13 protein-coding genes and 1 pseudogene are annotated in these 15258 nt (G+C 72.0%); 6 read left to right on the forward strand and 8 right to left on the reverse strand.

The window, feature by feature from the left end; genetic code table 11:
• Window positions 1-9 precede the first annotated feature (9 nt).
• Window positions 10-1275 (forward strand): D-arabinono-1,4-lactone oxidase, encoded by a 1266-nt coding sequence (locus CLT71_RS13290; RefSeq protein WP_101367374.1) that lies wholly within the window; start codon window positions 10-12, stop codon window positions 1273-1275.
• 59 nt (window positions 1276-1334) lie between these two features.
• On the opposite strand, the gene CLT71_RS13295 is transcribed toward CLT71_RS13290, so the two are convergent.
• The 4 genes from CLT71_RS13295 to CLT71_RS13310 all read right to left on the reverse strand — a co-directional run bounded on the left by CLT71_RS13295 (window position 1335) and on the right by CLT71_RS13310 (window position 7435).
• Window positions 1335-3614 carry a hypothetical protein gene (locus CLT71_RS13295; protein WP_101367375.1) on the reverse strand — a complete coding sequence of 760 codons (2280 nt, stop codon included), beginning with the start codon at window positions 3612-3614 and terminating at the stop codon, window positions 1335-1337.
• Window positions 3611-4798 carry a glycosyltransferase family 2 protein gene (locus tag CLT71_RS13300; protein ID WP_486483244.1) on the reverse strand — a complete coding sequence of 396 codons (1188 nt, stop codon included), beginning with the start codon at window positions 4796-4798 and terminating at the stop codon, window positions 3611-3613. Before CLT71_RS13300 ends, CLT71_RS13295 begins: the two co-directional genes overlap by 4 nt.
• A gap of 143 nt (window positions 4799-4941) precedes the next feature.
• Window positions 4942-6663, reverse strand: coding sequence for a glycoside hydrolase family 3 protein (locus CLT71_RS13305; protein WP_101367376.1), 1722 nt, complete (start codon window positions 6661-6663; stop codon window positions 4942-4944).
• A 280-nt stretch (window positions 6664-6943) separates the two neighbouring features.
• Window positions 6944-7435, reverse strand: coding sequence for a DUF3145 domain-containing protein (locus CLT71_RS13310; RefSeq protein WP_101367377.1), 492 nt, complete (start codon window positions 7433-7435; stop codon window positions 6944-6946).
• A gap of 292 nt (window positions 7436-7727) precedes the next feature.
• Here CLT71_RS13310 and CLT71_RS13315 point away from each other — a divergent pair, with 292 nt between their 5' ends.
• From CLT71_RS13315 to CLT71_RS13325, 3 genes are all read left to right on the forward strand, one after another.
• On the forward strand, window positions 7728-8057 hold the full coding sequence (locus CLT71_RS13315) for a hypothetical protein (protein WP_101367378.1): 330 nt from the start codon (window positions 7728-7730) through the stop codon (window positions 8055-8057).
• Between the two features lie 299 nt (window positions 8058-8356).
• Entirely contained in the window at window positions 8357-9415 is a 1059-nt protein-coding gene (locus tag CLT71_RS13320) for an alpha/beta fold hydrolase (protein ID WP_101371419.1), read from the forward strand.
• A 151-nt stretch (window positions 9416-9566) separates the two neighbouring features.
• Window positions 9567-11687, forward strand: coding sequence for an AAA family ATPase (locus CLT71_RS13325; protein ID WP_101367379.1), 2121 nt, complete (start codon window positions 9567-9569; stop codon window positions 11685-11687).
• Between the two features lie 147 nt (window positions 11688-11834).
• On the opposite strand, the gene CLT71_RS13330 is transcribed toward CLT71_RS13325, so the two are convergent.
• From CLT71_RS13330 to CLT71_RS37975, 3 genes and pseudogenes are all read right to left on the reverse strand, one after another.
• On the reverse strand, window positions 11835-12017 hold the full coding sequence (locus CLT71_RS13330) for a DUF397 domain-containing protein (RefSeq protein ID WP_101367380.1): 183 nt from the start codon (window positions 12015-12017) through the stop codon (window positions 11835-11837).
• A complete protein-coding gene (locus CLT71_RS37445; RefSeq protein ID WP_486483245.1) occupies window positions 11998-12606 on the reverse strand; it encodes a DUF5753 domain-containing protein in 609 nt (202 codons plus the stop codon). Before CLT71_RS37445 ends, CLT71_RS13330 begins: the two co-directional genes overlap by 20 nt.
• 11 nt (window positions 12607-12617) lie before the next feature.
• Window positions 12618-12776 (reverse strand): annotated as a pseudogene (locus CLT71_RS37975) (helix-turn-helix domain-containing protein); the annotation flags it as partial.
• 378 nt (window positions 12777-13154) lie between these two features.
• Between CLT71_RS37975 and CLT71_RS13345 the strand changes: the two are divergent.
• Window positions 13155-13427, forward strand: a complete 273-nt coding sequence (locus tag CLT71_RS13345; protein WP_143743458.1) for a hypothetical protein — start codon at window positions 13155-13157, stop codon at window positions 13425-13427.
• Window positions 13428-13430: 3 nt separating this feature from the next.
• A complete protein-coding gene (locus tag CLT71_RS13350) occupies window positions 13431-13721 on the forward strand; it encodes a hypothetical protein (RefSeq protein ID WP_101367384.1) in 291 nt (96 codons plus the stop codon).
• Between the two features lie 121 nt (window positions 13722-13842).
• Here CLT71_RS13350 and CLT71_RS13355 read toward each other — a convergent pair whose 3' ends face one another.
• On the reverse strand, window positions 13843-15231 hold the full coding sequence (locus CLT71_RS13355; RefSeq protein ID WP_486483246.1) for a lysyl oxidase family protein: 1389 nt from the start codon (window positions 15229-15231) through the stop codon (window positions 13843-13845).
• Between the last annotated feature and the right edge of the window lie 27 nt (window positions 15232-15258).

Here is a 15258-nt window from a genome sequence, read left to right on the forward strand (position 1 = left end):
CCGCCCGCGATGACCACCCCGCTGCGCAACTGGGCCGGCAACGTCGACTTCCGGGCCCGCCGGCTGCACCGACCGAGTTCGCTGGACGAGCTGCGGTCGCTGGTCGCCGGCAGCGACCGGATCCGCGCCCTCGGCACCGGGCACTCCTTCAACCGGATCGCCGACACCACTGGTGACCTCGTCTCGCTCGCCGGCCTGCCGCCGGTGCTGGAGGTCGACCGGGCGGCCGGCACCGTCACCGTCTCGGCGGCGCTGCGCTACGGCGACCTCGTCGGCGAGCTGGACCGGGCCGGTTTCGCACTGCACAACCTCGGCTCGCTGCCACACATCTCGGTGGCCGGCGCCTGCGCCACCGGCACCCACGGCTCCGGGTTGTCCAACGGCAACCTGGCCACCGCCGTGGCCGCGCTGGAACTGGTCACCGCCGACGGTGACCTGCTGACGCTGCGTCGGGGCGACGCCGACTTCGCCGGCGCCGTGGTCGGGCTCGGCGCGCTCGGCGTGGTCACCCGGCTCACCCTCGATCTCGTCCCGGCCTTCGAGATCGCCCAGTACGTCTACGACGACCTGCCCCGGGCCGAGTTCGACGCGTACGCCGACGAGATCCTCGGTGCCGGTTACAGCGTCAGCCTCTTCACCGACTGGACCGGCCCCCGGATCAACCAGGTGTGGCGCAAGCGCCGGGTGGACGGCGCCGACGGTGGTGCCGCCGAGCCGGACTGGTACGGCGCCCGCCTGGCGACCGAGCCCCGGCACCCGGTACCCGGAATGTCGGCGGTGCACTGCACCGAGCAGCTCGGCGTGCCGGGGCCCTGGCACGCCCGGCTGCCGCACTTCCGGCTCGAGTTCACCCCGAGCAGCGGCGAGGAACTCCAGTCGGAATACTTCGTGCCGCGCCAGCAGCTCGGTGCGGCGATGGCCGCGCTGGACGGCATCGCCGACCGGATCTCCGCCGTGCTGCAGATCTCCGAGATCCGCACCGTCGCCGCCGACGAGCTGTGGCTGAGCCCGAGCCACCGGCGGGACAGCGCGGCACTGCACTTCACCTGGGTCAAGGAGACCGAGGCGGTACTGCCGGTGCTGGCGGCGATCGAGGAGCGGCTGGCGCCGTACGCGCCCCGGCCGCACTGGGGCAAGCTATTCGTCACCCCGCCGGAGCAGCTCCGGGACCGGTACGAGCGGTACGCCGACTTCGCCAAGCTGCTCCGCCGGTACGACCCGGCCGGCAAGTTCCGCAACGAGATGCTGGACCGCTACTTCCCCACCGCCGGCTGAACCCCGGCGCGCCGGGGACGCAGCGGCAGCGCGGCGACTCCGCCTGCCGCTTGGGCGGCTCAGCCGAGCTGGTAGACGGCCATCCGGCCGTTCTCGTAGCGCAGCTTCGCCAGCCGGCCCAGCTCCGGCGACTCCACCCCGACCGACCGGTCCACCACCAGCCACCGCACCGAGTGCCGGTCCCGCAACTCCCGCAACCCGGCCTCGGTCGGCGCGGTGAACGCATCGTCGTTGCGCCGCAGCAGCTCCTGATCCCAGAACGGGGTGTACGCCCCCGACGACGCGACCCGGGGCGCGAAGCCCCAGCCCTCGATGAGCACCCGGCGCTCGGCGTACGCGCTGAGCCAGAAGGAGCGGGCGTCGCACCAGCCGTTCACCACGGCCAGACAGTGCACGTTCGTCGCCAGCACGTCGCCGGGTTCGCTGTGGTCCCGGGCCCAGCGGGCGGCGTCGACCCGGCTCTTCGGCAGCGCGATGTTGGCGTAGGCGCCGCCGTTCGGGGAGCGTTCCGACTTGCGCATGTCCATCAGCAGACCGGGTGCCCCGACCACCAGCACGGCGGTGAGCAGCGCGATCGCGCCCCGCCGGTGCAGCGCGGCGATGCCGAAGCTGGCCGGCAGCCAGATCCCGGCGGCAACCGCCGCCAGCACGGCGAGACCGGCCGACCACCAGAGCAGCGGTCGCAGCCAGTCGAACATCGTCTCCCCGGTGGCCGGCGCGGCGTACCGGAACTGGACCGCGACCAGCGCGGTGGCCAGGGCGAACGCGCAGAGCCCGAGTACGGTGCCGGAGCGCCGGGTCAACCGGGCCCGGTCGGCGACCATCAGGTACCCCCAGGCCGACAGGACCACCCCGAAGGTGAAGCCAGCCCGGGTGAAGTACTGGTTCGCCCCGCCGGGCTGGCGCAGCAGCAGGAAGAGCAGCGGGCCGGCCAACGCGCCACCGAGCAGGAACCACTGCACGGGTTCGAGCCGGCCCCGGCGCAGCCAGAGCAGCGGCCCGATGCCCACCACCCGGAGCTGCATGTTCACCAGGTAGGCAACGACCACCGCGAGGTACACCAGCGGCAGGGGCCAACCGCCTGGCGGCGGCGTCCAGTACGGCTCCAGGCTGCTGGCCAGCGGATCGACCTCGATGCCGTACGCCTTGAACCGGTAGAGCACCGCGGTGGCGAAGAGCTGCGCGGCGGCGGTGGCCAGTCCCGCCCCGACCACCGCCCACGGGATCCGTCTGGTGGCGACCAGCAGGGCGACGGCGGTGAACGCCAGCGCCAGCCCGACCACCGGCAGGGAGCTGGCCTTCGCCCCGCTGGAGGCGAGCATCAGCAGCGGGGCGAGTACGAACGCACCCCGGCCGATCGCCGCCACCGGCCGGTCCGGGCGCCGGTCCACCACGTCGGCGAGTACGGCGATCAGCGCGATCAGCAGCACCCAGCTGTAGATCATCGACATGCCGTGCCAGATCACGAACGACGCCTGGGTGCCGAACGGCATCGTCACCGGGTCGGTGAAGTTCGTCTCGCCGATCACGAAGAAGAGCACCGCCGCGATCGCACCTACCGCCGGCCGGCCGCTGACCCGCCAGCCGAGTACGGCGGTGAGCACGATCGCCGCCGCGCAGAGCGCCGGGATGGTCAGCCGCAGCGCCACCACCGGCAGGTCGATCCCGCCGATCAGGCTGGTCGCGGCCATGTGCACGTAGCCGAACCAGTGGTAGTCGAGGCGTTCGGCGGCGACCTGGGGCAGGTGGATCGGGAACTGGTGCTTCGCCTCGCCGGCCAGCGAGAGCTGGTAGGCGAGGTCGAGGTACTGGTGCGTCTGCTCGGAGGTGGGCAGGATCGGGTTGCGCTCCAGGAAGGTGCTGGAGAGGTAGGTGGTGAAGAAGGCGACCGCTCCGGCGACCGTCCACGACCAGCCGATCGGGGCGGGCCGGTAGTCCCGGACCAACCAGTGCCGGCGCAACCTCGGCACCGCCAGGAAGAGCGCGACGATCGCCGCCGGCCAGGTCCAGAGCCAGCCGGCGAGGCCGAGCCAGGCGTACAGCGCCCAGGCGGGCAACTCCAGCACCAGCCCGACGGCGGCGCCCATCGCCACGTCCTCGACCAGGGTGTGCGGCCGGCGGCGCAGCGCCCGGTAGACCAGGGTGCCGGGGAGGATCAGGGCCAGCAGCAGGTAGCCGGCGTACCGGACGATGTCGGCCGGGTCGGTGTCGGCGGCCAGCAGCAGCACGGCGAAGTGGGCGGTGCCGGCCAGCAGCGGTGCCCAGCGCGGCAGTGCGGGACGGCGCGGCGGTGTGGCCGGGGCGGAGGGAGCCGCCACCGCCGCTTCGGTAGCGGTCACCGGACCACCCGCACGTCACCGTTGCGGCTGGCCGGGCTGTCGGCGTCCCGCGCCGCCGCAGACCGTTCGGCGGCCTCCCGGGCAGCCGGCGCGGCCGGGCCGGCTGCCGGCGTCTCGGTCGCCAGACCGGGCGTCGCGGTCGCCAGGCCCGGCTCCTCGGTCGCCAGGCCCGGTGTCTCGGTCGCCAGGCTCGGCTCCTCGGTCGCGAGATTCGCCGTCGCGGTTGCCAGGTCCGGTTCCTCGGCCGCGTCGGCGGTGTCGGAGCCGACGAAGTAGGCCGGCCGGCCCTGCACCGCCGCGTAGATCCGGGCGATGTACTCGCCGAGCAGCCCGAGGCAGAGCAGTTGGACGGCGCCGAGGAAGAGCACCGCGACGTAGAGCGAGGCCCAGCCGGTGACGGTCGAGTCGCGGAAGTACATGACGACCGCGAAGACCACCATGGCCAGGCAGAGCAGCATGCCGCCGGCACCGAGCCAGGTCGCGACCCGCAGCGGCGCCTCGGAGAAGCTGATGATGCTGTCGGTGGCGAGCCGGACCATCCGCGACAGCGAGTATTTGGTACGGCCGGCAGCCCGCGCCTCGCGGATGTAGCTCACCTCGCCGCTGGGAAAGCCGAGCCAGGGCACCACTAGCCGGAGTACCGGACGGCGTTCGGGCAGCTCGCGCAGGGCCTCGACGGTGGCCCGGCTGAGCAGCCGGAAGTCACCTGCCTGGGCGGGTACGGTATTGCCGACCAGCCGGCGCACCAGCCGGTAGTAGACGCCTGCGGTGTGCCGCTTGAACCTGGTGTCGGTGGAGCGGTCCCCGCGTACCCCGTAGACGATGTCCAGGCCCTCGGCACGGGCCAGCCGGAGCATCTCGACGAGTACCTCCGGCGGGTCCTGGAGGTCGGCGTCGATGCTGGCGACGTAACGCCCCCGGGCCCGGAACAGGCCGGCGGTCAGCGCCGCCTGGTGGCCGCTGTTGCGGCGCAGCCGGATGACCCGCAGTTGCGGCCAGTTGCGCCGGGTCCCGGCCAGGATCACCGGGGTGGCGTCGCTGCTACCGTCGTCGACGGCGACCACCTCGTAAGGCTCGTCGAGCCCGTCGAGCACCGGTCGGAGCCGCTCGACCAGCAGGGCCAGGACGCTCTCCTCGTTGTAGATCGGCACGACCACGGAGAGGGTCGGCTCCCGGCTCGTCACCGTCCGTACACCCCCGTCTTCAGATCACCGGACAGCCGAACGCTACCAGCCGGTGCAGTGACCGATCTCACCAGCGGCTCCGGCACCTGTAAGGAAGGGCCCCCGCTTCTACAAAAAGCGATAAGCGGGGGCCCTTCCTTACCTCAGGGGCAGCTTGTTCTGGGGAGGCCGCCGACCGGCACCGGGGAGCGCCCGGTCGGTCGGGCCCGGCCGGCGAGCACCTCGGCGAGCGCGGTGAGCGAGGCCGAACTCGACGAGTACGTCGCCAGCAGCACCTTGGAGCGGGCCTTGCCGAGCAGGTACGGGGTGTCCATCGCCACCGTCACGGCCGCGTCGGCGCGCAGGTCGGCGGTGGTGTCGCCGTACCCGACGAGGTGCACCACGGCCCCACCGGAGGGTGTCACCCTGACCCCGGCGGCGGCCAGCGCCTTGCTGAGCCGGTCCCGGCTCCCCTCCCGGCCGCCCGCCGCGGTCACCGTGACCGGGCCGGTCACCGGCGGCTTGCCGCAGCTTCCGCGCAGCATGGTGATCGCCGACGCCGCCGCCCGGCGGGCCGCCTCCTGGTGACCGGCGCTGTTCAGCGTGTCCATCTCCGGTTGGGGCTGCCCGGCCAGCCGGAACTTCAGCGTCAGCACCCGGGTCACCGCCTCGACCAGCCGGGCCCGGGGCAGCGAACCGTCCCGCAGCGCCGCCAGCACCCCGTTGTACGCCTCGGTCACGTTCGGTGGCATCAGCACCAGATCGTTGCCGGCGTTGAGCGCCCGGACCGCTGTCGTCCCGGGCGGCTGCTTCGCCACCGCCGCCATGTCCATCGCGTCGGTCACCAGCACGCCGGTGAAGCCGAGCTGGCCACGCAGCACGTCGGTGAGCAGCTTGCGGGAGAAGGTGGCCGGCACCTCCGGGTCGATCGCCCGCACGTCGAGGTGCCCGGCCATCACCAGCCAGGCCCCGGCGTCGATCCCGGCCGAGAACGGCGGCAGGGCGGTCGACTCCAGCTTCTTCCGGTCGGCGGTGATCACCGGCAGGCCCTTGTGCGAGTCGGCGGCCGTCTGGCCGTGCCCCGGGAAGTGCTTCAGGGTGGCCGCGACGCCCGCGCCCTGCAATCCCCGCACGGCGCCGCCGACCTGTGCGGCGGCCGCCTTGGGATCCGAGCCGTACGAGCGGGAGCCGATCACCTTGCTGTTCGCCTCGAGTACGTCGGCGCTGGGCGCGAAGTCGACGTTGACCCCGAGCGCGGCGAGTTCGGTGCCGGCGGCCCGCCAGGCCGACTCGGTGAGCGCCGGGTCGCCGGCCGCGCCGAACGCCATCGGGCTGGGCAGGTTCGTCACTCCCTCGGAGATCCGGGTGACCACACCGAACTCCTGGTCGATGCCGATCAGCGCACCGGCGGCCCCGGCCGGCAGTTTTCCGGCCGCGGCCTGTAGCCCGGCGGTCAGCTCGCGTACCTGGGCCGGGTTGTCGACGTTTGTGGTCGGCTGGGTGTCGCTGGTCGGGTCGTCGGCGGAGAAGCCGACCAGGATCAGCCCGCCCAGCCGGTACTTGGCGATCATCTCGGCCGGGGTCTCGACGCCGGCCAGCTTCCGGTTGCCGGCCGCCGAGCCGCCGGACACCTTGGTCGCCGAGTTGCCGTAGGCGTACGGCATCAGCACCTGGCCGACCAGGTCCTCGTCGGCGAGGGTGCCGACGAGCTGGGCCGCCCGGGCCGCCGGGTCGGGCGCGGCCGTCGGGGTGGCGCTGCCCGGTGCCGCCGACGGCGAGGCGGGGGCGGGGGCCGCCTCCGGCTGCCGCGAGCCGGCGCAGCCGGTGACGACCAGGGTGGTGACGAGGGGCAGCACGACCAGAGCGCGCCGGAGGGGAGACGACACGCCCGCTATCCCACCAGCCCGTTCCCGGCCGGGCAACTTGACCAAGGCCCGGAACAGGGGGTTCGGCCCGCCGCTGACCAGCGTTGTCGAGCGGCCGACGGCACCGCGACGACGTGACCCAGCACACCGCCACCCGGGCGGACCGACCGGCGCCGCTTCGCCGACCCGGACCGGCAGGGCAACGCCGCTTCGCCGACCCGGGCCGGCGGGGCAACGCCCCCTCGCCGACCCTGGGCGAGCCGCGCTCAACCGATCCCCGGTGTGCCGCTCAGCCGACCGCTCAGCCGACCCGGGTGAGCAGGGTGACCGGGGCGCCGTCCCCGGCATACCGGTAGGGCTCGAGTTCGGCGTCCCAGGCGGTGCCCATCGCCTTGTCGAGCGCGTGCGCGAGCGCCTCCGGCGCCCGGGCCGACTCCATGATCGACCGCAGCCGGTCCTCGCCGAGCTGGATGTCGCCGGCCGCTCCGGCGGTGGCCCGGAAGAGCCCCCGGCCGGGCACGTACATGAACCGCTCACCGTCGACGCCGGGACTCGGCTCCTCGGTGACCTCGAAGCGGATCATGGGCCACTGTCTCAGGGCAGCCGCCAGTTCCGCGCCGGTCCCTGGCCGGCCGGACCACCCGCACTCCGCCCGACGGGCGCCCGGATCGACCGGCTGGGCCGTCCAGTGCAGGTTGACCGGCGCGGTAAGGACGCGCGCGATCGCCCACTCGACGTGCTGGCACACGGCGAGTGGGGTCGAGTGGACGTATACGACGCCACGCGTTGGCACGGTGACCTCCCGGAGAGCGAGGTGCGTCTTCCCCTACGACCTCGGCCTCGGCGGCTGATCTCCCGTGCGATTGCTGGAACACATGATGACGCTTGTGACGGATGGTACGCCAGGGATTCACGAAACTGCCCGGGGGGAATAGCCGTACCGGTGACGGTAGTTGGACCCCACGTCAGCGGCGGTAGCCGTCCGGCCATCACCGATGTCGTGTAAAATTTGCCCGGCGGCGTCTGCTGCCCAGGCTGTCCCCTCGGACTTCCAGTCCTCCCGTACGTCTTCAAGGAGTACCCCCGTGGCGAGCAACACCTCCAAGACCGCGCGCGCATCCGTCCGTGCCGGGCAGGCAGGCCAGGGTGGCGCCCTGAGCGTGCTCGGCGAGTTCAAGTACCTCATCCCGCTGAACGGCGGCAAGCACGCCTACGTGCGGAACCTGACCAACGGCAAGACCTCGCACCTGCGCACCGACTCCGAGGCCTTCGTCGAGGAGATCCGGACGCTGGCCGGTGCCGGCCACGCCGTCAAGATCCGGGCCGAGCTGAACAACCTCGCCGCGACCTACCCGGCCGACGGCTGGGACACCACCGAGAAGCGGCTGGTCGAGGCGGGCGTCTTCGAGGCCTGAGCGCCACCGGCACGTTCGCGCCGCACGACCCCGTAACGCCCCGACCCGGATCATTCCGCGTCGGGGCGTTCACGTCTGCTCTGACGACGGTTCTGCCCTGACTACGACTCGCGTCCCCGGTGCGGATGATTCACCGGGACGGCACGCGGGTATCCAGTGCCGCAGCGACGCGTTCCGGCAGTGCGCGGACGTCGGCGCCACGCCGGCCCGACCCGCCGGCGGCACCCACAGCCGGAGCGCCGCACCGGGCATGATTGTTACCGACCGGTACGGCCACCCGGCCCGACGCGGAGGTGACCATGCCCAACCCGGCCTCGGTACGGCTCACCGACGGCGTACGACCCGACGAGGGCGTACGAGTCAGCGACGGCGTACAGCTCAGCGACGGCGTACGCCTGCACGTCGACGTCTCGGGCCCGGACACCGCCCCGCTGACCGTGGTGCTGCTGCACGGCTGGACCCTGGACGGGCGTACCTGGCACCGGCAGGTGGCCGCGCTGCGCGAGGCGTACGGCGACGCCCTGCGGGTGGTCTGCTACGACGCGCGCGGGCACGGCCGGTCCGGGCCGAGCACGCTCCCCTCGGCCACCCTCGGCCAGCTCGGTGACGACCTTGCCGAGGTACTCGCCCAGGTGGCGCCGACCGGGCCGGTGGTGTTGGCCGGGCACTCGATGGGCGGCATGACGGTGATGGAGTACGCCCACCGGCACCCCGCCGACTTCGCCCGCCGGGTCGCCGGAGTCGTATTCGTCGCCACCACCGCCGAGGGGCACACGCACACCGGGTACGGCGTACCGGTTCCGCTGGCCCGGCTGATCCGGCTCGCCGAGACCACCTGTGCCGGGGTGCTGGCCCGGTGCGGCGGCTGGCACACCCCGCCACCCCTGTTGTACGCGCTCCGCCCGACACTGCGCTGGCTGCTCTTCGGCGACGCCTGCGACGAGGCCGACATCCGGCTCACCATCTCGGCGGTGGCCCGGGCCTCGCTCGTCTCGGTCGGCGGGCTCCGGTCGTCGATCGGGGCACAGCGGCGGCTGGAGACGCTCGCCTCCCTCGGCGCCCTGCCGGCGGCTGCCGTGGTCGGCGACCGTGACCGGCTCACCCCGCCACCCTGCACGGAGTCGATCTGCCAGGCGCTCACCTCGGCCGAGCTGACCATCTGCCCCGGTGCCGGCCACATGCTGATGCTGGAACGCCCCGAGAAGGTCACCGCCGCGCTGCGCTCGGTCGTGGACCAGGTCCGGCCAGCGACGAAGATCACCCGGAAGGCGAAGGCCAGCACTCGGGCGAGGCGGACCGTGACCATCCTCGAACAGCCCAGACGGGCCCGGGCCCGCAGCGGCGTACCCTGCCCCTGAGCCGAATCCGCACCGCCGGCCGACTGGCGTGGCCGAGCCTGACCGAGCCGGCACGGCGTACCCTCGCTTCCTGGCAATTCGGCGCGCGGGCGTCCGGCCTCGGGTGCTGGACGGCGGTGCCACCGCAGATCGATCTCCGGGAGCAGACGCGTTGACCGACAACACCACGCTGCGGCAGGAGATCGAAGCCGAACAGCGCCACCTGGACCGGGTCTACGCCCGGCTGGCGCAGCTGCGGCAGTCCGCCGTGCTGGCCGAACGGGAGGGCTACCAACTGGCCCAGGTCGGCAACTTCGGCGCGCTCGTGGAACGGGACGCGATGGTCTTCCACGCCGCCCGGCGCCGGCACACCCTGGACGCCGAACACGAAGGGCTGGTCTTCGGCCGGCTGGACCTGCGTACCGGGCAGGTGCTGCACGTCGGCCGGCTCGGCGTACGCGGCGAGCACGCCGAGCCGCTGGTGATCGACTGGCGGGCACCGGCCGCCGCCGCGTTCTACCAGGCCACCGCCGCCGACCCGCGCGGAGTCGTACGCCGTCGGGTGATCACCTCCAGCGGCGAGCGGGTGACCCGGATCTCCGACGACCTGCTCGACCCGGCGGCGGCGCCGGACGGGATGCGGGTGGTCGGCGACGGCGCCATGCTCGCCGACCTGTCCCGGACCACCGGTCGGGAGATGCGGGACATCGTCGCCACCATCCAGCGGGAACAGGACGAGGCGATCCGCTCCCCCGCCGCCGGGGTGACCATGGTCTCCGGTGGTCCGGGGACCGGCAAGACGGCTGTTGCCCTGCACCGGGCCGCCTACCTGCTCTACTCCGACCGCAGCCGGTTCGCCGGCGGCGGAGTGCTGGTGGTCGGCCCGTCCGCCGTCTTCGTCGACTACATCGGCTCGGTGCTCCCCTCGCTCGGCGAGAACGCCGCCACCCTGCACTCGCTCGGCTCGCTCTTCGAGGGCGTCGAGGCGACCCGCACCGAGCCGGCGGCGGTCGCTGCCATCAAGGGCTCGCTGCGGATGCGCCGGGTGCTGGAGCGGGCCGTCCGGGACCAGGTGCCGGACGCCCCCGGCGAACTACGGCTGCTCTATCGGGGCGAACTGCTCCGGCTGGGCGGCGCCGAACTGGAACGGATCCGGACCCGGGCACTGCCGCCGGGCGCCCGCCGCAACGAGGTACGCCGGGCCGGCTTCGACGGGATCTTCGCCGCGCTCTGGGCACAGGCACAGGAGCTGCGGGTCGGCCGGCTGCCCGATCAGCGAAGCTTCGAGGACGAGATCGCCGAGCGCCCCGAGTTCCGGGACTTCCTGCGCGCCTGGTGGCCCCGGCTGCACCCCCGGCACGTACTGCGCTGGCTGGCCGAGCCGGAGCGACTGCGCCGGTACGCCGACGGGATCCTGTCGAGGGCCGAGATCCGGCTGCTCGGCGAGGCGTACCTGAGCCTGTCCAGCGACGGTCCCAGCGTCAGCGACGTGGCCCTGCTCGACGAACTCGACAACCTGCTCGGCCGACCGGTACGGCCGGCCCGGCGCAAGCGCGACCCGTTCCAGTTGGCCGGCGGGGTCCGCGAGGTGACCACCTACGCGGACCGGCAGCGGGCCAGCCGGGCAGCCGGTCGGGACATCGAACGGCCGGCGGACTACCGCGAGTACGCCCACGTCGTGGTCGACGAGTCCCAGGACGTCTCCCCGATGCAGTGGCGGATGCTGGGGCGGCGCGGCCGCCTCGCCTCCTGGACCGTGGTCGGCGACCCGGCCCAGACCGCCTGGACCGGTGACCCGGCCGAGCTGACCCGAGCCCGGGACAAGGCGCTGGGCCGGCGCCCCCGGCACGAGTTCACCCTCACCACCAACTACCGCAACTCGGCGGAGATCTTCGCGGCGGCAGCCCGGGTGATCCGCGAGATCTCCCCCGACCTGCCGCTGCCGGTCGCGGTGCGGGCCACCGGGGTACCCCCGGTCGAGCTGGTGGTGCCGGCGGCCGAGCTGCCGGACGCGGTCCGGGAGGCGGCGGCGAAGCTGCTGGCCGAGGTAGAGGGGACGGTCGGGGTGATCAGTGCGGTCACCCGCCGAGCCGAGGTCGCCGGCTGGTTGGAGCAGATCGCCGACCCGCGCCTTCAGGTGGTCGACACCATGCAGGCGAAGGGCCTGGAGTACGACGGCGTGGTGCTGGTCGGCCCGACGGAGATTCGGGCGGACTCGGCCGCCGGGGTACGCACCCTCTATGTCGCGCTCTCCCGGGCCACCCAACGACTCACCACCGTAGAGGCCGCTTGACGGCTTGCCGGGTGGATCGGTGCAGGTCGGGCGCGGGAGTGTGCCGGGTGGCCCGGCGGCCCCCTGACGGCGGTCTCTGAGATGACGAAGCCCCCGGACCCGGGTTCTATCCAGGCCGAGGGGCTTTGCTCGTGTCGGTACTCGGTATCAGGCGTGCGTCTTCGCCAGGCCGACGAACGCCCGCCAGGCGGTCGGACCGAAGGTGAGGGTTCCGCCGTCCCGGTCCTTTGTGTCCCTGACCAGCACCCGGCCGGGAAGATTGTCGGCCACCTCGACGCAGTTGCCGGCGTTACTCCCAGAGCGGGACGACTTACGCCACTTCGGGGTCATGATCATCAATCGCCTTCAGAATGAGGTCACGGGACATCTCACATGGTAGTGCGCGCGCGCTGACCGCCTCCCACGCGACAACCGCGTGCCGGACATCGCCCACCTGTGATCCGACGGTACCCGCTCGAAGCGCGTCCATGTAGACCACAGTCGCCCCGTCCGGCAGGGTGGCGAGGGCAAATGCACCTGTCATCCCCACATGAAGCCCGGCGGAGAATGGCACCACTCGGACGTGGACGTTCGGACGGCACCCGACGTCTACGAGGTGCTCAAGCTGCGCCTTCATGACCGCATCACGGGGGCGAAGGACGCCTTCCCCGATGATCGCCGTCAAAATGGCCGGATCGGATCGGTCGAGGACCCTGGCTTGTCGCGCAAGTCGGATCCTCACGGCCTCCTCGACCTGCTCCGGAGTGTGTCCGCCGATCTCAATGATCGCCCGCGCGTACGCCTCGGTCTGAAGCAATCCGGGAATGATGGAATGCTCGAAGGTTCGTACGGCGATCGCGCGACCTTCGCTGTCCGCCCACGGGCGCAGCCACGGTGCGACAGCCTCACCCCGAGATCGGTTGACACTGGCCCGAAGCACGCCTGAAGCACCACGTCTAGCCGATCGGCCATGTCGTCGGGCGGAATGCTCCGACCCGACTCGTAGTGGCCAACCTGAGATCCACTGACGTGCACCGCAGCGCCCACAGCGTCTTGGGACAGCCCTTGCTCTGTCCGAAGCTTGCGCAACAGATGACGAAACTCATTCATGTCGGCCAACTGCGTCCCTCCGTCCAGATGTAGGCCACGAATCCGCTTGGCACATCTTCCAATATCGCAACGTCGCGGTCCAGGGTGGAGGCAGACGGAAAAGCCATTACACCGGCCCACTTCTACAGGCCGGGGGCGTGGCCAACAAGATCCGCCTCAATTGTGGGTCGTCTTTCCGTCAACAGGAGCGGTTGCCCGTACGGAATTCGACCGCCCCTTCTTTGTCGTGCGCCGGAACGGGAGGGCAAAAGAATGGGACAGGTACGAGGGAGCAGACTTCGTCATCGTCGGGTCTGGTGGCGCCTGTGGCGGTACTGCTGGTGTGGACACCGATGGACCTGCCCCGACTCGGCCCGGCGGGTGCCGACACCGCTGAGGGTGCGCCCCCTGACCGGCGCCGAGTTCCGCCGGGCGGTCGGGGTCGCCACGACTGACGCCAGGATCGCGCGGAAAGCTCGGATCGGGCACGAGGAGGCGCCGCCAATTCCGCCGAGGGAGCCGCAGCGCCCGTGGATCGACGTCCCCGACTCCCGCAACGCGGCCCGGTACGACGGGTGGAACGGGCCGACCCGGGCACACCTGGCCAACGGTCGGGCCGGCAGCCTGACTCCGGCGCAGCAGCACCGAGCCCGGCCCGCCGAGCGGGTGTAGACCGTGATCGGCCCGTGGGCGCGATGGGAACGGCACATCGCACGACGGCGGGTACGTGAGCGCCAGGCGGCCGGGCAGCACGTTCCTACGGACACCTACACCTGCCGGGAATGCGAACACGACTGGCCCTGCGCACCGGCCCGCCTGTCCCTGCTGATCGGGTTCGACGGTGATCGGGTGGGGCTGATGATGTACCTCGCCGCGCACCTCGCCCGGGCTCTGGAGGCACTACCCGATCGGCATCCCGCGCTGATCGTCGGGCAGATCATCTACTGGGTGCCCCGCCGCCGTTAGCGCCGTTCGGGACCCGCGACCGGTTCGCCCCCGAGACCGCCATCATCCCCCTCTGGGAACGGCCTCGGGGTGCGATCCGGATCGTTCTGCTGGCAGGGGACGGAGGAACGGCAAGTCTGGTTCAGGCATCGACCAGTCCGTGCGGCGGCACCTCTACCGTCCGGTTCCCCGGCGTACCGTCAATGATGATCTTGCGATACGACGTGTTGTTGGTGGTGTCCTGTTCGTGGAGTGCGTGTTCGGGGTTCGCGGTGATCTCGATGTAGTAGACGCCGTTGGGCAGGTCGGTGACGTCGAAGCTCTGGCCGGGCAGGTCCTGGTGGTAGGTGTCGCCGTTGCCGACGTCGAGCGCCTGCCGGACCGCGACCGCGGACGCGTCGCCGCACGAGGCGTGCAGGCTGATGTTCTCCGGGTGCCAGTTGGCGTGCGGCAGCGTGTAGTCGATCGGGTCGGTGTTCGCCAGGCAGAAGGCTTCCTTGCCGCTGCGCAACGCAACGGTCCGGTCGGCGTTGAGCAGCCGATATCGCGCGAAATCGGTGAAGTGCCAGTGGTGGTGGCCCTCCCGGGGGTCCCACTCCATGGTGCCGACCTGCGCGTACCCGATCTGTCTGCCTCGGGTGTCGAAGAAGTACTGGTAGGCGTCCATCACGGCTTCGCCGGGCCGGCGGAAGCCGTCGACCATCAGCGGTGAGGTGCCGGCGACCCAGACGGTCGCCGCGAAGTTCAGGAGGTCACGCTCGGGCTGGTCGTAGCCCAGGTAGATGGAGAAGGCGGGTAGCGACCGCAGGTCCGGTCGCGGTCCGGCGGGAACGTGCGTGGTGGCCGGCCGCAGCGCTGGCGGCTGCAACGCGGTGGTCGTCGCTGCTGTGGACGTACCGGAGGCGCCTACCGTTCGCACTGTCACCTGGACCGTTGCCGACCACTGATCCGGCGCGACTCCGAACAGATCACGGTAGGGCTGATTGATCGACACCACCGCCGTGTAGCTGCCGTCGGCGATGCGCACCGGAGTATCCCACCGGGTCGCTGTCGGCACGCCCCAGCCGGCCTGGATCCCCCACACCGCACCCAACGCGAACGGCGCGAACGTCGAACAGCGGTTGGGGTAGGGCGAGGTGGCCGGCGCGTCGGGTCGGACCCGCACCGCAACGCCGTTGGGGCAGAACGTCTCGTCACGATCGACCACGGTCCTTCCTGCCGCGTCCGTCAGGGTCAGGTGGGTGAACGCCGGAAAACCGCCGAAGTCGGCCAGCAGGCCCGGCGGAAGCGAAACCCTCCGTTTGCCGACGATCTGCGTGCCGACGATCCGGTCGGCGTACGACGTCCGCGTCGCACGCACCTCGAACGGCGTCCGTCCCGCCACCACATGCGTTCCCGGATCCAGCCTTACCCACTGGCTGCCCGGCTGCCGTTCGACGGTCACCGCACCGGCGGCGACCAACCGCAACGACGGTTCCGACGACGCCGCGACGGATGCCGAGCCGGGGACGAACGCCACGATCGCCGCCACGGTCGTGAGCCACGCAATCCGACTACG

The organism is Plantactinospora sp. CNZ320, assembly GCF_002846275.1.

Coding starts and splice junctions, on each gene's coding strand:
- CLT71_RS13330 (WP_101367380.1), bottom strand. CDS start 12,017: ATGACCCCGAAGTGGCGTAAGTCGTCCCGCTCTGGGAGTAACGCCGGC.
- CLT71_RS13320 (WP_101371419.1), top strand. CDS start 8,357: ATGCCCAACCCGGCCTCGGTACGGCTCACCGACGGCGTACGACCCGAC.
- CLT71_RS13290 (WP_101367374.1), top strand. CDS start 10: ATGACCACCCCGCTGCGCAACTGGGCCGGCAACGTCGACTTCCGGGCC.